Source organism: Salipiger sp. H15 (assembly GCF_040409955.1).
Lineage (GTDB): Bacteria > Pseudomonadota > Alphaproteobacteria > Rhodobacterales > Rhodobacteraceae > Salipiger.
The window spans coordinates 1-22,397 of sequence record NZ_CP123388.1 but is presented as its reverse complement, the minus strand read 5'-3'; the positions used below and the strand labels follow the sequence as shown (position 1 = coordinate 22,397).

Below are 22,397 nucleotides of genomic sequence, written 5' to 3'. Positions count from 1 at the left end.
CCCTCCGCCGTCTCTAGGGAGGAGAGGAAATGTCTTACATGAAGAGCCTGCTGGCCGGCTGTACGGCCTTGGCGCTCGGCGCAGGAGGGGCGCTGGCGCAGGACGGCGAGACCAAGGTGATCGGCGTGTCGATCCCCGCGGCGACCCATGGCTGGGCCGGCGGCATGAACTTCCACGCGCAGCAGACCGTCGAGCGGCTGGAGAAGGTCTATCCGCAGCTCGACTTCGTGCTCGCCACCGCTTCCGATCCGGGCAAGCAGGTCAACGATATCGAGGACATGGTGGCCACGCGCGATATCGACGCGCTGGTGGTGCTGCCCTTCGAATCCGACCCGCTGACGCCGCCGGTTCAGGCCGTCGCCGACAGCGGCGTCTGGGTCACGGTGGTCGACCGCGGCCTGTCGGTGCCGGGCATCGAGGACCTCTACGTCGCCGGCGACAACCCCGGCTTCGGCCGGGTCTCGGGTGCCTACATGGCCTCGCAGATGCCCGAGGGCGGCAAGATCGTGGTGCTGCGCGGCATCCCGACCACCATCGACAACGAGCGGGTCGAGGGCTTCCAGCAGGGGATCGAGGGCTCGGGCATCGAGATCATCGGCATGGAGCACGGCAACTGGAACCGCGACGACAGCTTCAACGTGATGCAGGACTTCCTGTCGAAGTATCCGCAGATCGACGCGGTCTGGGCCTCGGATGACGACATGGCCGTCGGCGTGCTGGCCGCGATCGACGCGGCCGGGCGCGATGACGTGAAGTTCGTCCTCGGTGGCGCGGGCATGAAGGAGATGGTCAAGCGCGTCATGGACGGCGACGCGATGATCCCCGCCGACGTGACCTACCCGCCCTCGATGATCGCCACGGCGATCGAGATGACCGCCGTGGGGCTCACCTCGAACGCGCCGGTGTCGGGCACCTTCACCATCGGATCGGTGCTGATCACCCCCGAGAACGCCGAGCAGTTCTACTATCCCGACAGCCCGTTCTGAGGCACCCTCGCCGGGCGGGCCGCATGCCCGCCCGCCTGCATCTTCTAGGTTTCTCGGTAGCGGGGCGGCAGCGCTCAGCCGGGTTTGGCATGCTCTGCTTCGGTGAAGGTGATCGCCACCCCCCGGGGCTTTCCGCGAGAAGGTCGAGGCGTGTCGTGCCGGAGATCGGGACGACGCTGGGCCCCCACGATCTGCGCGGGAATCGCTTTCCTTTCCTCGGGTCATCTGACGATCAGCTTACAGAGCGCCATGTTCGCCCCGAGGTTTTCCGGCGCTAACCGCGGTGCGGCAGTCCCCCTCTGGGAAGCGCGTCGCCGAGGTGGCCTCGCCGGAGAGGAACCCCATCGCAAGCGGGCTCCGGCAGACGAGGCCGATACCATGCTCCACGCATCACGGCAGGATCGCCTTCTCCGGGCCACGCCAGATTTTCAAGCATTCAATCCGGATCACCGACAGAGGAAGTCCGGCATGGGCGCGGCGTACCGTCTCGAGCACCGGCCATGACATGCCCAAGTGCAGCATCTTGCCGCCGGCGGCGAGTGTGTCGATGCGGTCGGTGCCGGAACGGGTAGGCATCGCATCGACGGCGCGGCGGATACGGTCCGGACGGCTGTCGAGCACACTGGCCCGCATGCCGGTCACGGGATTGAGGTCAAAGCCGAACTTCGTTTCCAGCACAACCTCGCCCCGCACGTCGCGCAGGGCGGTGCCGATGATTTCAACGCGACGCCCATGTCGACGGCGGCGCGGATCAACTCCCGCGCCTCTTCGCGCTTCAACACCCCGCTGCAATTGCCCACGACCCGGCGCGGGTCGGGCGTGCGGACCCACCGGCATCGAAGCCCGATCGGCGGCACCTGCAACGTGCCAAGGCCGCGTCGCACCGCCTCCGGCGAGGCGATGCCCTGCCGAGGAAGGCCATCCGGGGCGCGGCTGCCGCGGCACCGGCGACAAGCGCCTCGCGGCGGCTCCTTCGATTTGGACTGGGTATGAGGCAGGTCTCCTGCCAGGTCGCGGTGACTGGCGAAGACCCTTCAAATGCCCGGTCGGGCGGGTATCCCCACATTCCGCAACGGCTTATCGACGCCGTCCAAAATTGGGGCTGGTTCGTCGCTTGATGCAGGTTCCGATCGGTGGAGAGCCTGCGCTCCGCGCGACGGGCCGCGGCCTCCGTAGGTCAGCGAAGCTCTGGGGTGGCTGTGCCTCGGGCGCAGCGACAGTTCGCCTTTGGCAGATTGCGCGTCGTCGATAATCCGCCGGGGGCATGGCGTCGCTCACCGGCCCACTCCGGGCAGGTTGGCGGATCAGGGAGGTCGCCTCGCGCGGCTACCTGTTTACGTAGGGGCGGTCCCGCGTCGGAGCGGGAATCTTGGCGGGCGAATGCGCGACCCAGAACTCCGCCGCCTCGGTGACCCCGCCGTCCGCCGGGGTGCCCATGCCGACGCCGAAGCCACGTCCAACATCCGTTTCGATGCGGAAGGTGACATCGACACCAATGGAACGCAGCGTCTCTACGCGCCCGCAAGGTGTCCGGCAGGGCGATGCCGTCCTGCGCGCCGAAGGCCTCGGCGCCGCGGCTGCCGAGGAAGGCCGCCATGCGCGCGCCGACAGAGTTACCCCAGACGGAATATCCATCGCGGGCCACCCCGGGCGTCTCGGCGTGGCTGGGGATGCAGGCGGCCGCGCGGGCCATGTCCGCCGCCGCGGCCTGCCCGCCCTGGCCGGTCCGATAGGTCACGAAGAAGGCGTTGCAGCCGAGGCGGGAGAGTGCCAGTGCATAGGGAAAGCCTCCTTGCACCAAGCCGAATTAGGAAAACCCGCTGCCCGGGCGATGAGCGCAAACGGGGCGCCGGCCTTGTCTGGGAATGGGAGCCCCGCCTCGATCAGCGGCGGCATCGTCCGGCGTTCCGCCCTGGTGTAGAACTCGCGGAAGACCGGAACGCCCGCCCGCTGCAAATCGAGCGCCCGGTTGAGCCCCGCCAGCACCACGTCCGGCCGCAACACGCTGCGGTAGCGCAGCAACCGCGCCATGCGCGCAGGGGTATGTCCTCGCGATAGTCCCGGCCCGCCAAGGGCAGGGCCGATCCTCGAAGTCCTGTAGATCCGGGTGCCGCAGGAGCTCTCCAACGGCTGTGTCCGCACGGAGGGGAATGCCCTTTGGCACTTCAACCGAAGCGGCGGGTCCCTCCGGCAGCGACTCGACCTGCGCGGGCGCGTTGCCGAGGCCGGTCGAGAGGCTGAGACGCCACGCGGACATCGCTTCGGTCCGCGGCATCTCGGGATTCTCTGTGGGCACGCTGGTCATGTCGCGAAGATAGTCAGGGTTCCGCGGCGTGACTTGCCGCGTTTCGGCGCAAGCCGGGATGGGCCCGGTGAATTGATCCACGCGGGCCCTGCGCCATTCATCGCGGCTGGCGACAAGGATGATCGGGAAGACACGGCCAATCCTGCGGATTGGAATGACAGGATGATCCCCGCGCTCGATGATCGCGGCATGGCTCCGGCGCGTGTCATATGAGCCGTTCGCGGTGGCTGCACCGATCGTCTCGTCCTCCGGGATCTGCGACAGCGGTTCGGGCAGAAGGGGACTGTCGCCCTGACGGCTTGAGGTGAACTCGATCGCGCGTATGTCGCCGGTCTCGGCGTCCGTGGCGATGTGGACTTTCCTCCGTTGCCAGCGACGCGACGGCCCATGCTTGTGGGCCGGCCATTCGCCATCACCGCGGAATTTGATCCCGGTGCCGTGCACTGCCCGGCAGGGCATTGCGGAGCAATGTCCCGAGAGGGGACAAGGAGTTTCAAGGGCTTGCCGGAACGGCGATACGGGACCTGCAGCCCCTTTCCGCGCCTGCCGTCGGCACAGCGTCGAATAGTCCGGCACCGGCCAATCGCGCCCAGCCATCCTGATCAGGCTTTCGACCAGTCCAACCGCCTGTCGAAGTGGAAGGCAGAATAGCACTTTCAGCGTGAGGCACGCCTCGGCAGCGGCGTCCGAGAACGTCTCGGGCCGCCCCCTGCTTGCCGGTCCGCTTGGCGTGCGAGTCCGTCGCGGAATCGAACCAGACCGACAGCGAGCCGCGGCGCCGCAGCGCTGCATTGCAAGCGGGCCAGTTCGGCGCGATAGCCGGTGGGAGACGGCTTCGACTTGGGTCAGTGCGAACCCGCCAGACTCATTCAGTGAATCTCCATCACAGATACATGAAACAAGTAGATCCCTACCTAGGAGGACATTCCCCTTTACCTGTCCAATCGATGAAATGGGACAGGACCAGAAATCCGGCGAGCCCCTGGCCGGGGAAGGGCTCGACTCGGGTCGGACCATGCCTCAAACATCCCCCATGCAGAGAAACGCGGTCCTGGCGCTCATTGTGCTGAGCTACGCCATGATCGTGCTCGACCTCCCCGCCGTGGCGTCCGCGCTGCGCGGGCTGCAGGCGGAGCTCGGCGTCAGCGTCACCGGTCTGTCCCGGGTTCCAAGCATCCAGACGCTGTTCTTCGGCGGCAAGTTTGGCGACGCCTTCGGGAGGCGGCGCATGGAAGTCATCGGCCTTGCGATCTTCGCGCTGGCCGTCGGCACGGCGCAGGGCGCGGGCTTCATCGTTGCCGTGCGCCGTGCAGGGGATGGGCAACGGTATCCTAGCGCCCTCGACGCTTGTGCTCCTGCTGGTCATCTCGCCCACGCCGTTGCGCAGTATTCGGGCGCGGTGGGCGTCTCGGCGACCATCGGGACTATGCTGGGAGGGCTGCTGGAGGATCTCATCTCGTGGCGCGCGAGGTTCTTCCTGAACTTACCGGTGAGCCTTGGCCTGCTGAGGTCGCCCTCTGCTTCGTCAAAGAGGCCGAGACTATCCGCAGACGCATCGATCTTGGCGGCGCCCCGCTTTCCACTCTCAGGCCCGGAGGGCTTCTCTTCGCTTCAGTACACGCCGCCGAGACCGGCTGGGGCAACTGGGGATCCCTCGGGGTGGTGCTGGCGCGCGCTGCTGATCCGCGCCTTCCTGCTGCTCGAGACGCGGGTGTGCGAGCCGTGCTGCCGCTGCGCCTGCTGAGTGCAGCGGCGCCAATGCTGCGCGAGTGCTGTTCCTCGGGGCCAACGTCGCCTTCGGCTTCTTTGTGGCGCAGTACATGCAGGATGGTCTCGGCCTCTGCACCGCGACTCTCGTGAACTTCGTTGCAGCATGAACGTGCCCCGGATGATTAACCGGCTCGGCCGCCGTCATCGCCGAACGCAGCTCTCAAGCACTGACGGGCGGCGCGGTCCTCGTGCTTGGCGCCCTCGTCATCTCCAGACTTTTCATCCTGCGGCGCCTTGCGTGAGCGCCCTTCGGAACGGATCCTTTCCAAGACAAAATTGCAGTCTCGGAACGCTCGAAATCTTGGCCATTGGGCTGGGCTGCATGTCGAGGACCTCGGTCTGCAGGCTTGAGGCCGGGCTGCTGGCGCTGCGCGGAGCTGGGGATCGGCTTCGTGCCCTTCAGCCCGCCCGGCGCGGGCTTCCTGACCGACCAGATCACCGTGGGTATCGTCTTTGCCGCCGACGACTTCCGTTCCGCCGTGCCGCCAACATGGCGCTGGAAGACCTGGTGAAGACGGTCGCTGCTGAGGAGGAGGTAACCCCGACCCAGATCGCGCTGGCTTGGCTGCTGGGCCAGTCGCCCTCCATCCCGCTGATCTCCGGCACCACCAAGGCGCATCGCATCGACGAAGGCCTCAGCGGCGAACCGGACCTGACGGCGGAGAATCTCGCTAGCATCACCACGGCCGAGGCTGCGATCTTGGTCGAAGGCGACCGGCTGCCGGACGGCGTGTTGAAGGTGGCCGGCCTCTGACCTGCCGAAATTGTAACTTCTATCTTCCGCGCCCGCCTGATCGAATGCCGAATGAGCCCACAGGTCTTTGGGGGCCCAACCGGGCCCGCATTCCCTGACGAGGCCATGTTCTGTCGGAGCTTCTCCACTACACCACCCTGCGGCGCGGCGACGTGATCGAGTATACGTACACGTCGCTTGAGACGCTCGCGAGGCTCAAGTCCGGGGGCGAGACCCCCGATGGCACGCAGGTCATCCTGCGGGACTGGCGCAGGCGCGCGGTCTACCGGTTCTTCGTCATGGAAAATGGCGCGACATTCGGCGGGGCCTAAGACGACGCGAGGCGGATCGGTGACTGGCAGTTCCAGTGGTTTGCTCGGATGGCTCGATCAATTCGGAGGAGGCCACCCCTCGCTGCCGCTCCTGCTACAAGTCGCGGGAGGGGCGGAATTTTGTGTACTCCTAGAGTGACGCCCGCGGGTGCGAGCCATGAGCCTGCGCTGGACCCGCCCGCGGCTCGACGTTGCCATGCGGCTCTCCCTAGTGCGGGTCCTCGCCTGCTGGTGGCTTGGCAATGGCGTGCTCGGCCCGCTCTTCCTGCTGATTCTGCTGCGCTGCGTCGCCATCAACCCCTTCTGGTGGAAGGCGTTGCGGAAGGGTCGAATGACGACGCAGCGGGTGCATAACCTCGTCCTCGGCGCGCTGCTCTCGGTGGAGATGGCAATCCTTCTGGTCAACAGTCTCGCGGCCTCGTGCGCTCTGGCCGACTGGCTGGCCGTGCCGCTCGTCTTCGTGATGCAGGCGGTGCACTGGTTCGCCGGCTACGGGCGCGGAGGGCTGCGGCTGTGCCGGAGGGCACACTGGTCGGGAAACGAAGAGACCGAGGGCGGGTGGCCCTCGGTCTCGGCTTTCGGGGCAGGCGGGGCCCGATATTTACTCGGCGAAGAGCTCGCGCAGCTTCGCGCCGTATTCGGGGCTCGTGGCGAGGATCGGTTTCCAGCCGGAGTCCTGCGCTTTCGCGGCGAACTCGGTGGCGGCGTCGGTGTCGAGGTCGATCATCTTGATCCCGGCCTCGATCTGCTTGGCCTTCTCGGCCTCGGCAAGGTCCTGCACCAGCGAGGAGGAGGACTCGGTCTCGATCATCAGGTCCTGAAGGAAGGCCTGCTGCTCTTCGGTCAGCGACTGCCAGGTCTTGAGGCTGAGGTAGAGGCCGGTCTCGACCTGGTAGAAGCCGGGGTTGATGCGGGCGCCGGTCTTGTCCTGCCAGCCAAGGTCGAAGACGCCGATCGAGGGCCATCCGTAGCCGTCGATCACGCCGCGCTCGAGCGCGGTGTAGACCTCGCCCGGGGCGGTCTGCATCGGCGTCGCGCCAAGGTCCTTGAAGAAGGCCTGGTAGACCGGCACCGAGCGCAGCTTCAGCCCGTCGAGCTTGCCGTCCTCGGGCGCCTCGGAGAGGTAGATGTGGTAGTTGATGCCCTGGGTGAGGCGGCCGAGCCAGTGGATGCGCGCCTTGTCCTCGTGCAGCTTGTTCATCAGCTCGTAGCCGCCGTTCTCGCGCAGCTCGGACATCGGGCGGGTGGCGAGGGTCATCGCCACGCCCTCGGGGACGAGGCTGGCGTGGAAGACGGCGGTGGTGTTCGCGATGTCGACGATGCCATTGCGCAGCGCGTTGCCGATCTCGAAGGGCGGCATGGCCTCGGGCCCGCCGATCACCTCGATCTTCAGGATGCCCTCGCCCTGCGCGTTCACCTTCGAGACGAAGTCCTCGAAGGGCTTGGCGAAGGTGGTGCCGGGTTGGAAGGCGGTGATGGCACGCAGCGTCGCCTCTTCCGCGGCGAGCGGGCCGGCAAGGGCGAGGGCTGCCGCGACGGCCATTCCTGCCGTCTTGAGGGAGCGGATTTTCATTGTTGTTCTCCGGACTGTTGGACTTGGGTGAGGGGGCCTGTCAGCGCACAAGCGCGGGCAGGAAAAGCGTCAGCTGGGGCGCCAGCAGCATCAGGATCAGCACGCCGATCTCGATCAGGATGAAGGGCGCAGCGGCCTTGTAGATGCTGACGAGGGGCACCGAGCGGCTCGCGCCCTGCATGACCATGAGCAGGATGCCGAAGGGCGGCGTGAGCATGCCCATCTCGATCGCGACGAGCATCATGAGCCCGAGCCAGACGGTCTCGATCCCGGCCGAATGCGCCAGCGGCATGAAGATCGGCAGGGTGATCATCATCATCGAGATCTGGTCGATGAAGCAGCCGAGCACCAGCAGGATGAGCAGCATGCAGACGATCAGCGTCATCGGCGTGGGGTTCACCGAGTTGATCAGCGCCAGCATCCCCGAGGTCGCGCCGGAAAAGGACAGGATCTGCGAGAAGGTGGTGGAGGCGACGATGATGAAGAGGATGGAGACCGACACCTTCGCCGTCTCGGACAGCGACGTGACCAGCGCGGCCCAGCTCAGCTTGCGGTAGAGGGCGGTTGCGATGAGCGCGGCGAAGGCGCCGAGGCCGGCGGCCTCGGTCGGGGTGGCGATGCCGGCCAGCATGCTGCCGATCACCGCGATGAAGATGCCGAAGAGCGGCACCACGTCGCGCAGGAAGGGGACGATCCGCTCGGCCAGCGTGTAGCTGCCCGCGCTCGCGTCGCGCGGGGCGCTCTGCGGGCGGAAATGGCCGGTCAGGATGACGAAGAGCAGGAAGCACGCGGCCATCAGCAGCCCGGGCAGCAGGCCGCCGATGAGCAGCTGCGTGATCGAGATGCCCGAGAGCGAGCCGAGCATGACCGCCAGCGTCGAGGGCGGGATCAGCACGGCGATGCCGCCGACCGCCATGACCGGGCCGAGCGCCAGCGTGGTCGAGTAGCCCCGGCGCAGCATCTCCTGCGACAGCGTCCCGCCGAGCAGGGCGGTGTTGGCGATCGACGAGCCGGAGAGCGCCGCGAAGGCGGTGCCGCCGACGACCGAGACGCAGCCGAGCCGGGCGGGCAGGCGATAGAGCAGGCGCTCGATCGCCTCGATCGCCTTGTAGGCAAGGCCGCAATGGAACAGCAGCTCGCCCATCAGCACGAAGAGCGGGATCGGCGCGAGCGCGAAGGAATTGACCGACATCGACGCATTGCGCACCAGCTGCTCGATGCCCGGCCCGCCGCCAAGGAAGAGCCAGGCGCCGAGCAGGTTGGCGCCGAGGAAGGCGAGCGCGACCGGGGTGCCGATGGCAAAGAGGATCGCGAGGACCCCGCCGAGAAGCCCGATGATCTCCAGCCAGCTCATGGCCGCACCTCGCGGCGCAGGATGCGGGCCAGGAACTCGGCCGTGCAGAGGCCGAAGCAGAGCACCATCGGTGTCATGAGGTACCACTCGGGAAAGATGAGGTTCTTGAAGACGAGCGAGCCGAGCGCGTGGCTGTCGAGCGTCACGCGGACCGCGACGACGAGCAGGATCGCCGAGATCGCTCCGCCGACGAGGTTCGACGCCCGGACGAGCCACCGGGCCTTCGCCTCGCTGACGCTGCGCAGCAGGACGTCGACGTTTACGTGGCCATGATGGTGCAGCACCCAGGGCGCGCCGGTGAAGGTCGAGATGGTCAGCAGGTACTCGGTCAGCTCGTTGATCCACGGCCAGCGGACGAGCCCGGTGTTGCGCAGGAAGACATCCGCGACCACGAGCACGCTGAGCAGCGCAAGCCCCGACGCGGAGATCGCGCCACATGCCTTCATCACCGGGGTCAGGCCTCTTGCCTGTGACATCTCCTGCGCTCCTTCCTTCTGCTTCGGAAGGGAAAGTGCTTTAGGTATGAACTAAAGTCAACACGGAGAGTCACCTTTCTCGAGGGATGCGAGGTTGCGAGCCAACGAGTCGGTCATGGAATCCGCAGAGTGCCCAAGGGAGAGGTGAAGAGCTCAGAAAAATAGCGACAAATAGCCCTAATCGCAGCGCGCTCGGTCGAGCGGCGATGTGTACTCGTCGGGCAACCCTGAAGAGCCCGCAGCCCAAAGCTGGCGAGGGGATTCAAGACGTCTCGGTCGGATATTACTTTCTATCGAAAGTAAATGTCCAGTTTTCGAGCAGGTGCCGCCCGGGGGCCTCTGCCCGCCGGGCGTTCGCGGTCGGCGCTGCGGCTGGAGGCGTCAGCCCCGGGCGGCCGCCGGAGCCGTATCCTTGAGGCGGAACCGCTGGATCTTGCCGCTTTCGGTCTTGGGGAGCGCGTCGGTGAAGATGACCGAGCGTGGGTACTTGTAGGGGGCAATCGTCGCCTTGACGAATTCCTGCAGCGCCTTCGCCGTCGCCTCGTCCCCGGGCACGCCCTCGCGCAGCACCACATGCGCCTGCACCACGATGCCGCGCGCGCTGTCGGGCGCGCCGATGACGCCGCATTCCAGCACGTCGGGATGGGCGAGCAGGGCGGCCTCGACCTCCGGCCCGGCGATGTTGTAGCCGGACGAGACGATCATGTCGTCCGAGCGGGCGGCGAAGTGGAAATAGCCCTCCTCGTCCTGCACGAAGGTATCCCCCGGCAGGTTCCAGCCGCCCTTCACGAAGTTCGCCTGCCGGTCGTCGGCGAGGTAGCGGCAGCCGACCGGGCCGCGCACCGCGAGATGGCCGGGCGTGCCGCGCGGCACCTCGTTCATCTCGTCGTCGACGATCTTCGCCTCGTAGCCGGTGAGCGGCTTGCCGGTGCAGCCGGGCTTCGCGTCGCCGAACCGGTTCGAAATGTAGATGTGCAGCAGTTCGGTGCCGCCGATGCCGTCGAGGATCGGCTTGCCGGTCTTCTGCACCCAGGCCTCGAACACCGGCGCGGGCAGGGTCTCGCCGGCGGAGACGGCGCAGCGCAGGCTCGAGAGATCCGCGCCCTCGTCCATCGCCAGCATCATGGCGCGGTAGGCGGTCGGGGCGGTGAAGCAGACGGTGGCGCGGTGCTGTTCGATGATCCGGATGAGGTCGGCGGGCGCGGCCTTTTCCAGCAGCACGGCGCTCGCCCCGAAACGCAGCGGGAAGATCGCCAGCCCGCCGAGGCCGAAGGTGAAGGCCAGCGGCGGCGAGCCGACGAAGATGTCCTCGGGTTGGACGTCCAGCACCTCGCGGGCGTAGGCGTCGGCAATCATCAGCAGGTCGCGGTGGAAGTGCATGGTGGCCTTGGGCACGCCGGTCGAGCCCGAGGTGAAGCCGAGCAGCGCCACGTCGTCGCGCCCGGTCTCGACCCAGCAGGGACCGGCGGGCTTGGCCGCGGCGGCGCGGTCGAGCTCGGCCTCGAGCCCGGAGCTGCCGTCGAAGCCGACGATGCGTTTCAGGAACATGCTCTCGGGCAGGCAGGCCTCGAGCTCGTCCAGCATCCGCGTGTCGCAGAGCGCGAGCGAAACCTCGGCCTTCTCGAGGTGCTGCATCAGCTCCTTCTTGCGCAGCAGCGGCATGGTGTTGACCACCACCGCGCCGGCCTTGGTGGCGCCGAGCCAGCAGGCGACCAGCGCCGGGGTGTTGGCGCTGCGGATCAGCACGCGGTTGCCGGGCTTGACGCCGTAATCCTCGATCAGCACGCGGGCGATGCGGTTCGTCCAGTCGGCAAGCTCGGCATAGGTGCGGCTGCGCCCCTGCCCGACCAGCGCGACCCGGTCGCCGAAGCCCTTCTCGACCATCCGGTCGGTCAGCTCGACCGCGGCGTTGACGTGGTCGGGATAGGGGAAGCGGTCGAGCAGGAAGACCGGCTGCATGTCCTCGGGAGGCAGGTTGTCACGGCTGAAGCTGTCGGTATGGGCGGTAGGGCCGAGCATGAAGTCCTCCTGGGTGCCGGTCGTGGACTCATCTCGCTACGGGTGGGAAATTATTTCAAGTATAAAGTTAAATTCTGGAGAGGAATTTTCGGAACGCGACACGACCTTCCCATTTTAAAGGCGACATCAGCGCGGAGACGCGGGGGATGCGCGGGGCAGACGCAAGGTAAACTGCTTCACGCATCAATTTTTCTGGCACGGGGCATGAGGCCCGGCGCGCGCGGCGGACCGGGCCGGGGCGGTCAGCGCAGCCAGTCTTCGTCGAGCTCGGGCAGCGGGATCGCGGCAAGCAGCGTGCGCGTGACCTCGGAGGCCGGGGCGCCGAAGACCTCGGCAACAGAGCCCTGCTCGACGATCTCGCCGCGGTTCAGCACGATCACCCGGTCGCAGAGGTGCCGGATCACCGACAGGTCATGGCTGATGAAGGCGATGGTCAGCCCCATGTCGCGGGCCAGTTCCTTGAGCAGCAGCAGCACCTGCGCCTGGCTCGACACGTCGAGCCCCGAGACGATCTCGTCGGCGAGGATGAACCGCGGCTCGAGCGCGATGGCCCGGGCGATGCCGACGCGCTGGCGCTGGCCGCCGGAAAGCTCGTGCGGGTAGCGTTCGGCGAAGGCCGGCGGCAGGCCGACCTTGCCGAGCGTCGCGATCGCGTCCGCCTTGCTGCCGCCGCGCCCGTAGCGCTTCATCGGCTGCGCGATGATCCGCCAGACCTTGTGGCGGGGGTTGAGCGAGGACATCGGGTCCTGGAAGATCATCTGCAGGTCGCGCCGCAGCGGTCTCAGCGCCGCCTCGTCCAGATGCCCGATGTCCTGCCCGTCGTAGATCACGCTGCCCGAGTCCGGCTCCAGCAGCCGGACGAGCACGCGGCCGGCGGTGGACTTGCCCGAGCCGCTCTCGCCGACGATGCCGGTGATCTGCCCGGCGGGGATGTCGAAGCTGAGGCCCTTGAGCACCTCGTTGCGCGGCGCGGCCCCGAGCAGGGGCTTGCGCGCAAGGTCGGGGAAGGAGAGGCGCAGGTCGCGCACCGAGAAGAGCGCGGGGGCGGCAGCGGGCTGGTCGAAGACGGGGAACTGCGGCTGGGCCATGCGGGTCATCGCGCGCCTCCTGCGTGTTGGGCATCGTCCGCGGCGATGCGGGACTGCAACTCGGCGATCAGCGCCTGGGGCACCGGCGAGAAGGGCCGGTCAAGCGCGGCGTAGCTCGGCGTCGCGGCAATCAGCGCGCGGGTGTAGGGATGGCCGGGGTCGGTGAAGATGCGCTCGGTCGGCGCGTCCTCCATGACCTTGCCGGCAAAGAGCACGGTGACCTGCTGGCTGATCTTGGCGACCACGCCCATGTCGTGGGTCACGAAGAGCACCGCGGTGCCGGTCTCCTGCTGCAGCTCGCGGATCAGCCGCAGGATCTGCTTCTGCACGGTCACGTCGAGCGCCGTGGTCGGCTCGTCCGCCACGATGAGCCGGGGCGAGGGCGCGAAGGCGGCGGCGATGAGCACGCGCTGGCGCATTCCGCCCGACAGCTCGTGCGGGTAGCTCTCCATCACCCGTTTCGGGTCGCGGATATGAACCCGGTCGAGCAGGGCAAGCGCGGTGGTCTGCGCGCGGTCCCGGCTCCAGCCGTGGATGCGCACCAGCGGATCGGTGATCTGCGGCCCGATCCGCCGCGCCGGGTTGAGCGCGGTCAGCGGGTCCTGCGGGATCAGCGCGGCGCTCTGCGCCACGGTCCGGCGCCGCGTCCACGGTGTCATCGCACCCAGGTGCTGGCCCTCGAGCAGGATCTCGCCCTCGGTCACCTTCAGGTTCTGCGGCAGGATGCCGAGCACCGCCTTGCCGATCATCGACTTGCCGGCGCCGCTCTCGCCGACCAGCGCGCGCACCTCGCCGGGGCGCAGGTTGAGCGTGACGTCGCGCAGCAGGCGGTGGCCATTGGGGAGCGCGATGCTCAGCTGCATCACGTCGAGCGTGTTCGGATGGGTCTGGGGGCCTGTCATTGGAGCACCGGGTCGAAACGTTGTTTGAGGCCGTCGCCGAGCGTCGAGAAGCTCAGCACGGTCAGGAAGAGCGCGATCAGCGGGAAGAGCAGCACCCACCAGGCGAAGTGGATGGCGTTGCGCCCCTCGGCGATCATCGAGCCCCAGGTCGGATCGTCGGACGAGATCGACAGGTTCACGAAGCTGAGGATCGCCTCGACGATCACCGCGATGCCCATCTCGAGCATCAGGAGCGCGATGATCGAGGGCAGCACGTTGAGGAGGATCTCGCTCACGAGGGTGGCGAGGCGCCGGGCGCCGCCGATGCGGGCGCTGTCGACGTAGTCCATGCGCGCCTGCACCATGGTCTCGGCGCGGATCACCCGGGCGAAGCGGGTCCAGTCGATGAGCGCGATCGCCGCGATGACCGAGGTGAGCCCGGTGCCCATCACCGCCACCAGCAGCACCGCGAAGAGCACCGGCGGGAAGGCCATCCAGACATCGACGAGGCGCGAGATGACGCGGTCCCACCAGCCGCCGAAATAGCCCGCGACGAGGCCGAGCGCCGAGCCGAAGAGGCAGGTGGTGGTGGCGGCGATGAGGCTCACGAAGAGCGCGATGCGCGCGCCGTGGATCATCCGCGACAGCACGTCCCGGCCGAGGCTGTCGGTGCCGAGCCAGTAGCCGGGTTCGCTGCCGTCCATGAAGGCGGGGGGCAGCCGTTCGAGCATGAGATCCTGCATCAGCGGATCCTGCGGCGCCACGAGCGGCGCGAAGATCGCGGCGAGCGCCACGGCGGCGAGCCACGCGAGCGGCAGCCAGAGCCGGAGGTTGAGCCTGCGGGCGCGGCGGCGCGGCGCGGCGGCGGTGATGTCAGCCATGGCGGAGCCTCGGGTTCAGCAGCGTGTAGGACAGGTCGACAAGCAGGTTGATGACGATGAAGAGCGCGGCGAAGAGCAGCACGATGCCCTGGATCAGCGGCAGGTCACGGTTGATCACCGCGTCGATCGCCATGTTGCCCAGCCCCTCGTAGGAGAAGATCCGCTCGACGATCACCGTCCCGCCGATGAGGAAGGTGAACTGCACCCCGACCAGCGTGAGCGTCGGCAGGAGCGCGTTGCGCAGCGCCTCGCGCAGGATCACCGAGGTCTCGGAAAAACCGCGAACGCGGGCCAGCGTGGTGTAGTCCTGCAGCAGCACTTCCTTGAGGTTCTGCTTGAGCAGCTGCGCGATCATCGCCGCCAGCGGCAGGGCCAGCGCCAGCGCGGGCATCAGCATGTGCGACAGGGTCGAGCCGACCACGTCGAAGCGCCCGCGCAGCAGCCCCTCGACCGTGTAGAAGTTGGAGGTGAAATCGACGTTGATCTGCGGGTCGATCCGGCCCGAGATCGACAGCACCGGCCAGAGCACCCCGAAGAGCAGCACGAAGACGAGGCCCCAGAGGAAATCCGGCACCGACAGCACCGCGCCGCTCGTCAGGTCGAGCCCGACCTCGGTGGCCGTGCCGCGCCTGCGCGCGCCGATCACCGCAACGCTGATGCCGAGCGCGACGGCGATCAGCAGCGCCATGAGCGACAGCTCCAGCGTGGCGGGAAGGCGCGACAGCACCAGCTCGTCGACCGGGCGGCGCAGGGTGATCGAGGTGCCGAAATCGCCCTGCAGCACGCCGCCGAGCCAGAGCACGAACTGCTCGGGCAGGCTCTTGTCGAAGCCGTAGAGCGCCTTGAGCGTCTCGATGTCGGCCTCGGTGGCGCCGGGGGGCAGCATCATGGCGATGGGGTTGCCGGGCGCCACGCGCACCAGCACGAAGACCACGACGGCCACGCCGAAGAGCGTGACGGCGGTGGTCAGAAGGCGGATCAGGATCGTCTTCAGCAGCATCAGGCCGGGGCCCTCCAATGCGCCCGAGCCGACGCGGCGGTCGGCCCGGGCAAGGGTGCGGTTCGGGGGATCAGGCCTTGGCGATGGCCTGCGGCAGCAGGTCACCCGAGGTGTAGGGCGTCACCGCGACCGAGCTGCGGAACACCACCGGCATCACGTATTGCAGCAGCGGGATGACGTAGCCTTCCTCGGCGATGTAGCGCGACACGTCCTTGTAGCCGGCGATGCGCTTCTCCTCGTCGGGCTCGCCGAAGAGCGGGCCGATCTTCTCGACGAGGTCGGCGCTGTCCCAGACCGCGTGCGGCGAGGGGCCGAACATGGCGAAACCGGTCGAGGTCGAGGGATCGCCGATCGAGTTGCCCCAGTTGTAGAAGGCGGCCGGGGCCAGCGTGTCGGCGGCGCGCAGCTCGTAGTGCTTGGCGATCTCGTAGACCTCGATCTCGGCCTCGATCCCGACCTTGCGCCACATGCCGACGATCGCCTGGATCATCTCGTAATCCTTGGGCTTGAAGCCGCGCGTCGTCTGGATGGTGAACTTGACCGGCTTGTCGGTGGAATAGCCCGAGGCGGCCAGCAGTTCCTTCGCCTTTTCCGCGTTGTACTCGACGGTGATGCTCTCGTCGTAGGCGGCGTAGCCCGGCACCTCGAGGGTCGAGAGCGGCACGCCGTAGCCGCGCAGCAGGCGGTCGATGATCAGCTGCTTGTCGATGGCGTGGTGGGCGGCAAGGCGCACGTTCTTGTCGAGCATCACGTCGATGTCGTTGAGGAAGATCATGCCGATGTCGGTGACCGGAACGGCCGCGCCCTCGAGCCCGTCCTTGGCGATCAGCCGGTCGTATTCCTCGTAGGGGATGTTCGAAGTGACGTCCGAGTTGCCGGATTCCACCTCGGCCACGCGCGACGCGGCGTCGGTGACGAACTTGATCGTGACGGTTTCGAAGGCGGGCGCGTCACCCCAGTAGCCGGGATAGGCCTTGAGGCGGACATAGGCGCCCTGCTCGAAGGCGTCGACCATGTAGGGGCCGGTGCCGACGGGGGCCTTCTCGAAGCCCTCGGCGCCGACCTTCTCGTAATAGGCCTTGGGCAGCACGAAGGCGGTCAGGAAGGCCATCCACTTGAAGAGCGCGGGCTCGAATTCCTTGACGTCGGCGGTGATGACATTGCCGTCCACGCTGAAGTTGCCGATCTTGCCCCAGACGAACTGCATCGGGTTGCCGGTCTCGGGGTTGCCTGCGCGGGTCAGCGACCAGACGATGTCCTCGGGGGTCAGCGCATCACCATTGTGCCAGGTGACGCCCTCGCGCACGGTCATGGTGATCCGGCTCTTGTCCTCGCTGAAGCCCCAGTCGGTCAGCAGGCCGGGGCCGAAGGACAGGTCGGGGTTCTGCGCGATGTAGCGGTCGAAGACGGCAAGGTAGATCGACTGCAGCGCCGGGTTCACCGCGGCGGGGCCGGTGGTCGGATCCCAGCTCTGGACGGGCAGGTTGTAGGCGATCGTCAGGCTGTCCGCGCCCTCGGCGAGCACGCCGCGTCCGGTTGCCAGCAGCGCGGTGAGCGCGGCGGAGGCGCCCATGAAGCCCCGCCGCGAAAGGGGATGGTTGGATGTCATCGGTCTTGTCTCCTGTCGGTGTGAAGCGGTCCGGATTCGTCGGACTCGTTGGTGGATTTGATTCGGTCTTCAAAATTCAAGGCTTGAAGTAAAAGGTCGTATTCCGGGGCGTTGCCGCCCCGGGGAGTGTCTTACCTGAGGGCCTGCGCCGCGAAGAAGCCCGAGGCGGCCCCGGTTCCCGCGCCCGGCCAGCAGGCCGCGCCGATCATCTGCAGGTTGGCGATCGGCGTGGACCCGTCGGCAAAGCCGCGCAGCGGGCGGAAGAGGAAATTCTGGCTCAGGTGGTGCGAGCCGCAGATCTGGTCGCCGCCGACGAGGTTGGGGTTGCCCGCCTCGAGATCGAGCGGCGAGACCGCTGTGCGCGCGAGGATGGTCCGGCGGAATCCGGGAGCCTGTTCCGCGATGAGGTCGAGGATGCGTTCGGTCATCGGCTCCTTCGCATCCTCCCAGTTTCGCGCGGAAATTTCCCCCTTCGCGTCGCCGCGGATGGTTGCCGGAACGACCCGCGCCTGCACCCAGAGAGTGTGCTTGCCAGCCGGGGCGCGGCTCGGGTCGAAGAGTGTCGGCTGGCCAACGACAAGCAGCGGCGTCGCGGGCAGCAGCCCGGCGGTGGCCTCGGCATAGGTCGTGGCGGCCACGTCGACCGAGCGGCCCACGTGGACATAGGCGTAGCGCCCCAGAGCCTCGGCGGCCCATGGCACCGGCGCGTCGAGCGCAAGGTGCAGCATCATCGTGCCCGGCGCGTGGCGGAAGGTCTCGAGCCCGCGGTCGAAGCGCCGGTCGCCGGAGCCGTCGCCGAGCAGGCGGCGGAGGTGTTTAGGTGCGAGACCGGCGAAAATGGTTGAAGCTTCGATCTTCTCGCCCGCGGCGATCACGCCGGTGACCCGGCCGTTCTCGTGCAGGATCCGTTCGACCTCGGCGTTGCACTCGACGCTGCCGCCATGCGCCTCGATCATCCCCACGAGCGCGCGCGTCGCGACATCCGCGCCGCCCTTGCCGATCACCATGCCGAGGGCCTGCCCGGCCATCGCCTCGAGGTAGGGGAAGATCGCGCCGCCCGCGATGTCGGGCGCGAAATCGAGATGCATGCCCCACGAGGCGAGCGCCGTGCGCAGGCGCGGATCCTCGAAGGTCTCGTCGAGCCAGCCGCGCGGCGAGGTCGCGAGGAAGCGCGCAGTGTCGAGGCTTTTCGCGGTGCCAAGCTTGCGCCAGCTCTGCCAGAGGAAGCGCAAGAGCGGGCCGCGGCGCATCGGCGTGCCGAGCAGACCGCCGACGACGCCCGCGCGTTCCGGGAACTCGGCCATCAGCGCGCGCCACGTCGCCCTGTCGGCCTCGGAGGCGAAGCCCGCGAGCGTCTCCTCGACGTCGGTCGAGATGCCGAGGTGGTCGCCCGGCTCGAGCGCCTGCGCGAAGGGGCGCGGGATGGGCACGAAATCCATGCCGTGCCGCGCCATCTCGGGGCCGTGCTTGGCCATGAAGGCCGAGCCCGCGAACATCGACAGGTTCATCGCTGCGACGTCGTGGCGGAAGCCGGGCAAGGTCAGCTCCTCGGTGCGCACCGCGCCGCCGGGGGTGGGGCCACGTTCGAGCACGCGCACCGGCTTGCCCCGCGCCGCGAGATCAGCGGCCGCGACGAGCCCGTTGATGCCGGCGCCGATGATGAGGATGGGTCCGGGCATCCTGTCTACCCCGCGAAGCTGCGGATGGTGGCGAGCGCGCCGTCGAGCTTGTCGCCCTTCACGTCGTCGAGCGCGGCGGTGCGAAGGCGGCGCATCCAGTCGGCGGCATCGGGGCGTCCGGCGAGCAGTTCGCGCGCGCCCATGACCCTTGCGAATTTCGACAGTCCGCGGGCATGGGTGTCGGAATATCCCTTGATCAACCGGTAGTTGGCCAGGATCTCCGCCGCCAGCGCGCGGTCGGTGCGGGCGGTCGCAAGCGCGGTGTCGAACCAGGCCTGCACATGCGCCATCTCGGTCTCGTGGCGCAGCAGCCTGCGGCGCAGCGGGCGCAGCGACGAGACCAGCCAGAGCATCGCAAAGCCCTTGAGGCTGTCGGTGCGGATGCGGCGGCCCTTGTCGAAATGGCGGGTGTACCAGGCCTCGATCCCCTTGCGGGACTGCAGCCAGCGGCCGAGCCCGCGCGGCATGGTGGTCGCCAGCTCCTCGAAGCGCGGGTGGAAATACTCGGTCAGCATCAGCACCTGGCCCTCGTTGACCACCACCTCGTCGCGGACGCGGGCAAGGCGCGTGGCGCGGGTCTTGAGGTCGGCCACGCGGAGGATGTCGTCGTAGCAGAGCGCGCGGGCGCAATATTTCGCGGCCGCTTCGCTCATCGCGAAGGGGGCGGCATCCGCGGCGACGGCCTTTTCGACCATGCCGAGGTAGTCGGCGCCGTAGGCGAGGTCCTGGTAGTCGACGACTTTCTTCAGGCCGAGCCCGGCCATCTCGCGCACCTCGGCGGGAAGCGCGGCGAGCCGTGCCTCGAGCGCCGTCCACCTTGCGCGCAGCTGCTCCGGAACGTGCAGCACGGGGACGGGGGCGACTGCCTCCGCTTCGGGAGCCGGGGCCGGGGCCTCGCCGGTGGCAATCTCGTAGGCGGCACCGAAGGCGCGCAGCGAGGCCTCGACGCCGCGGCCGGACCTGCGGATCACCTCCTCGTAGCTCTCGCGCGGGAAGGGCAGGGCGCCCGAGCCCGCCAGCGCGCCGAGCAGCGACGACGAGATCACCGAACCCGCCTGTTTCGCGACCGTCTCCATGTCGAAGGCGACGACGTGGTCGGCGGCGATGCCCATGGCCTCGATCACCTCGGGGCCGTTGGCGCGGCCGTCGCCGGGCGCGACCTTTTCCGACACCGCCGGGATGCGGTGCGTCGAGGCGATCATCGTCGTGCGGCCCGGGGTGACGAAGCCGCGCATGATCGCGCGCCCGCCCTCCATCAGTTCGGAGGCGATGAGGATGTCGACGTCGCCGATCGCAGGCGAGAGGGCGAAGACCGGCGTGCGGCCGGTGTCGCGGCACATCTCGACGTAGTAGATCGTGGCGCCGGTGCGCTGCGCGACGCCCGCGACCGAGGTGGACTGGGCGCGGTAGCCGCTCGCCTCGGCCACGTCGACGATCCAGTTGGTCAGCACGCCGCCACCCTGTCCGCCGACGGCAAGCGCGGCGAGGGTGATGATCTTCTCGCCGTCGGGGCCGGGGGAGCGGCGGGCGATGAGGGGCTTGGTCTGCATGTTCATGGGCGTAACCTCAGGCAAAGACGACGCGCTTGGCATCGCGGCGGCGCTGCAGCCAGGAGATGATCCTGCCGCTGCGCGCGGCATGGCGCTTCTCGCGCGGGGTCGGGTTGCTGACGATCTCGGCCTGGAAGAACGACGGGCAGAGCACGGCGGCATCGGCCACCTCGCCGCAGTTGCCGCAGCCGACGCAACTCTGGTCGATGGCGGCAACGGGATCGTCGCGCAGGGGATCGCCGGTGTCCTTCACCGACAGCGACGGACAGCCCGAAAGGCGCATGCAGGCGTGATCGCCGGTGCAGACATCCTCGTCGACGCCGAAGCGCGGGCGCACCACGCGCTTGCCCTCCTTCGCCGCCTTGGCGAGTTCCGGCTTCACCCGGCGCTGCTTGTTGAGCATGCATTCCGACGAGGCGACGATGACCTTGGGGCCCTCGTGCTCGGTGGTCAGCGCCTCCTTCAGCGTATCGCGCATCTTGGTGACGTCGTAGGTGCGGTCGATCTGGCGCACCCATTTGACCCCCATGCCCTTCACCGCGTCGACGATGGAATTCTGCGTCTGCTTGGTCTTGTTGGTCGCGCGCGAGGACAGGATGTCCTGCCCGCCGGTGGCCGAGGAATAGAAGTTGTCGACGATGACGATGACGTTGTCGGACTTGTTGAACACCGCGTTGCCGACCGAGGAGGTCAGGCCGTTGTGCCAGAACCCGCCGTCGCCGACGAAGGAGATGGCGCGGCGGCCCTTCCTGTTCTCGTTGTGGAAGGCGGCGGCCGAGGCCGGGCCGAGCCCGTAGCCCATGGTCGTCGCGCCGATGTCGAAGGGCGGCATGATCGAGAAGAGGTGGCAGCCGATGTCCGACGAGATGTGGTGCGGGCCGAGTTCCTCCTCGACCAGCTTGGTCGCGGCGAAGATCGGGCGCTCGGGGCAGCCGGTGCAGAATCCCGGCGGGCGGGCCGGAAGCGTCTTCGAGAGGTCGGGTATCGCCACCGGCTCCTCGTTGGTCGCCACCTTGGCGACCGGCAGGAGGCCCGGCGCATGCTCGGCGAAGAAGGCGCCCAGCCCCTCGACCATGACCTGCCCGGTGTACTCGCCGCCCATCGGCAGCTTGCCCTTGCCCTCGAGCTTCACCGTCCGGCCGGACTGGTAGAGCATGTGGGCGACCTGCTGCTCGATGTAGTTGGGGTGGCCTTCCTCGATGATCAGCACCGCGTCCTTGCCTTCGCAGAAGTCGAGGATCTGGCTGTCGACCAGCGGGTAGACGCAGTTGAGCACCAGCATGTCCACCTCGGTGTCGCCGTAGAGATCGGCGAGCCCGAGCCGGTTCAGCGCGCGCACCACGGTGTTGTAGGTGCCGCCCTGAAGGATGAGGCCCACCTTGCTGCCGGGCGTGCCGAAGCGTTCGTTGATGCCCTCCTCGACGATGAACCTCTCGGCGGCGGGCTTGCGCTTCGTCAGCTTCTCGGCCTCGTGCAGGTAGGTGGCCGGGGGCAGGACGATGCGGTCGAGATTGCGCCTGGGATTCTCCAGCGCCTCCGAGACGGTCATCGCCGGGCGCCGGTTGTCCGAGGCCTCGAAATGGCCGTGCACGTGGCAGGAGCGGATGCCGACCTGCAGCATGACGGGGGTGTTCGACAGTTCCGACAGCGCGAAGCCGTCGCCCACCGCCTTGACGATCGAGGGCAGGTTGGGCCGCGGGTCGAGCATCCAGACCTGGCTCTTCATGGCAAAGGCGTAGGTGCGCTCCTGCATGATCGAGGAGCCCTCGCCGTAATCCTCGCCGACGATGATCAGCGCGCCGCCGGTGACCCCGCCCGAGGCGAGGTTCGACAGCGCGTCCGAGGCGACGTTGGTGCCGACGACCGACTTGTAGGTGACCGCGCCGCGGATCGGGTAGTGGACCGAGGCGGCGAGCATGGCGGTGGCGGTGGCCTCCGAGGCCGAGGCCTCGAAATGCACGCCAAGCTCGCCGAGGATGTCCTGCGCGTCGGCGAGCACGTCCATCAGGTGCGAGATCGGCGAGCCCTGGTAGCCGCCGACATAGCCGACGCCGTTTTCCAGCAATGCCTTGGTGATCGCGAGGATGCCCTCGCCGGTAAAGGTCTCGCCCCTACCCTGCTTCAGCTTCTGGACTTCCTTGGCGAAGGATCTTTCGGCCAT

19 protein-coding genes and 1 pseudogene are annotated in these 22,397 nt (G+C 68.0%); 5 read left to right on the top strand and 15 right to left on the bottom strand.

Annotated elements, in window-relative coordinates; all coding sequences use genetic code 11:
* Window positions 1–38: 38 nt before the first annotated feature.
* Window positions 39–986, top strand: a complete 948-nt coding sequence (locus PVT71_RS26250) for an ABC transporter substrate-binding protein (RefSeq protein ID WP_353476516.1) — start codon at window positions 39–41, stop codon at window positions 984–986.
* A gap of 390 nt (window positions 987–1,376) precedes the next feature.
* On the opposite strand, the gene PVT71_RS26245 is transcribed toward PVT71_RS26250, so the two are convergent.
* The 3 genes and pseudogenes from PVT71_RS26245 to PVT71_RS26235 all read right to left on the bottom strand — a co-directional run.
* Window positions 1,377–1,664, bottom strand: a complete 288-nt coding sequence (locus PVT71_RS26245) for a hypothetical protein (protein WP_353476419.1) — start codon at window positions 1,662–1,664, stop codon at window positions 1,377–1,379.
* A 1,056-nt stretch (window positions 1,665–2,720) separates the two neighbouring features.
* The gene (locus PVT71_RS26240; RefSeq protein ID WP_353476418.1) at window positions 2,721–3,017 is read right to left on the bottom strand and encodes a hypothetical protein; all 297 of its coding nucleotides are present in this window, start codon (window positions 3,015–3,017) and stop codon (window positions 2,721–2,723) included.
* Window positions 3,018–3,417: 400 nt separating this feature from the next.
* Window positions 3,418–4,108: pseudogene (locus PVT71_RS26235) on the bottom strand (IS5 family transposase); the annotation flags it as partial.
* A 261-nt stretch (window positions 4,109–4,369) separates the two neighbouring features.
* On the opposite strand from PVT71_RS26235, the gene PVT71_RS26230 reads away from it, so the two are divergent.
* From PVT71_RS26230 to PVT71_RS26215, 4 genes are all read left to right on the top strand, one after another.
* Window positions 4,370–5,035, top strand: coding sequence for a hypothetical protein (locus PVT71_RS26230; protein ID WP_353476417.1), 666 nt, complete (start codon window positions 4,370–4,372; stop codon window positions 5,033–5,035).
* Between the two features lie 373 nt (window positions 5,036–5,408).
* Window positions 5,409–5,573, top strand: a complete 165-nt coding sequence (locus PVT71_RS26225; protein ID WP_353476416.1) for a hypothetical protein — start codon at window positions 5,409–5,411, stop codon at window positions 5,571–5,573.
* Window positions 5,552–5,815, top strand: coding sequence for an aldo/keto reductase (locus PVT71_RS26220; RefSeq protein ID WP_353476415.1), 264 nt, complete (start codon window positions 5,552–5,554; stop codon window positions 5,813–5,815). The genes PVT71_RS26225 and PVT71_RS26220 overlap by 22 nt, the downstream gene beginning before the upstream one ends.
* Before the next feature lie 152 nt (window positions 5,816–5,967).
* The gene (locus PVT71_RS26215) at window positions 5,968–6,126 is read left to right on the top strand and encodes a hypothetical protein (protein WP_353476414.1); all 159 of its coding nucleotides are present in this window, start codon (window positions 5,968–5,970) and stop codon (window positions 6,124–6,126) included.
* 601 nt (window positions 6,127–6,727) lie between these two features.
* Here PVT71_RS26215 and dctP read toward each other — a convergent pair.
* The 12 genes from dctP to PVT71_RS26155 all read right to left on the bottom strand — a co-directional run bounded on the left by dctP (window position 6,728) and on the right by PVT71_RS26155 (window position 22,397).
* Entirely contained in the window at window positions 6,728–7,699 is a 972-nt protein-coding gene (dctP, locus tag PVT71_RS26210) for a TRAP transporter substrate-binding protein DctP (RefSeq protein ID WP_353476413.1), read from the bottom strand.
* A gap of 40 nt (window positions 7,700–7,739) precedes the next feature.
* Complete coding sequence (locus tag PVT71_RS26205; RefSeq protein ID WP_353476412.1) at window positions 7,740–9,053, bottom strand: TRAP transporter large permease; 1,314 nt, start codon at window positions 9,051–9,053, stop codon at window positions 7,740–7,742.
* Complete coding sequence (locus PVT71_RS26200) at window positions 9,050–9,529, bottom strand: TRAP transporter small permease (RefSeq protein ID WP_353476411.1); 480 nt, start codon at window positions 9,527–9,529, stop codon at window positions 9,050–9,052. Before PVT71_RS26200 ends, PVT71_RS26205 begins: the two co-directional genes overlap by 4 nt.
* 381 nt (window positions 9,530–9,910) lie before the next feature.
* Window positions 9,911–11,548 carry an AMP-binding protein gene (locus PVT71_RS26195; protein WP_353476410.1) on the bottom strand — a complete coding sequence of 546 codons (1,638 nt, stop codon included), beginning with the start codon at window positions 11,546–11,548 and terminating at the stop codon, window positions 9,911–9,913.
* A 242-nt stretch (window positions 11,549–11,790) separates the two neighbouring features.
* Entirely contained in the window at window positions 11,791–12,645 is an 855-nt protein-coding gene (locus PVT71_RS26190; RefSeq protein ID WP_353476409.1) for a dipeptide/oligopeptide/nickel ABC transporter ATP-binding protein, read from the bottom strand.
* The gene (locus PVT71_RS26185) at window positions 12,642–13,538 is read right to left on the bottom strand and encodes an ABC transporter ATP-binding protein (RefSeq protein WP_353476408.1); all 897 of its coding nucleotides are present in this window, start codon (window positions 13,536–13,538) and stop codon (window positions 12,642–12,644) included. The genes PVT71_RS26190 and PVT71_RS26185 overlap by 4 nt, the downstream gene beginning before the upstream one ends.
* Window positions 13,535–14,398, bottom strand: coding sequence for an ABC transporter permease (locus PVT71_RS26180; protein ID WP_353476407.1), 864 nt, complete (start codon window positions 14,396–14,398; stop codon window positions 13,535–13,537). Before PVT71_RS26180 ends, PVT71_RS26185 begins: the two co-directional genes overlap by 4 nt.
* Complete coding sequence (locus PVT71_RS26175) at window positions 14,391–15,398, bottom strand: ABC transporter permease (RefSeq protein WP_353476406.1); 1,008 nt, start codon at window positions 15,396–15,398, stop codon at window positions 14,391–14,393. Before PVT71_RS26175 ends, PVT71_RS26180 begins: the two co-directional genes overlap by 8 nt.
* Window positions 15,399–15,468: 70 nt before the next feature.
* Window positions 15,469–17,007, bottom strand: a complete 1,539-nt coding sequence (locus PVT71_RS26170) for an ABC transporter substrate-binding protein (protein WP_353476405.1) — start codon at window positions 17,005–17,007, stop codon at window positions 15,469–15,471.
* 131 nt (window positions 17,008–17,138) lie between these two features.
* The gene (locus PVT71_RS26165; RefSeq protein WP_353476404.1) at window positions 17,139–18,686 is read right to left on the bottom strand and encodes an NAD(P)/FAD-dependent oxidoreductase; all 1,548 of its coding nucleotides are present in this window, start codon (window positions 18,684–18,686) and stop codon (window positions 17,139–17,141) included.
* 5 nt (window positions 18,687–18,691) lie between these two features.
* Window positions 18,692–20,242, bottom strand: a complete 1,551-nt coding sequence (locus PVT71_RS26160) for an indolepyruvate oxidoreductase subunit beta family protein (RefSeq protein ID WP_353476403.1) — start codon at window positions 20,240–20,242, stop codon at window positions 18,692–18,694.
* A 10-nt stretch (window positions 20,243–20,252) separates the two neighbouring features.
* On the bottom strand, window positions 20,253–22,397 hold the full coding sequence (locus PVT71_RS26155) for an indolepyruvate ferredoxin oxidoreductase subunit alpha (protein ID WP_353476402.1): 2,145 nt from the start codon (window positions 22,395–22,397) through the stop codon (window positions 20,253–20,255).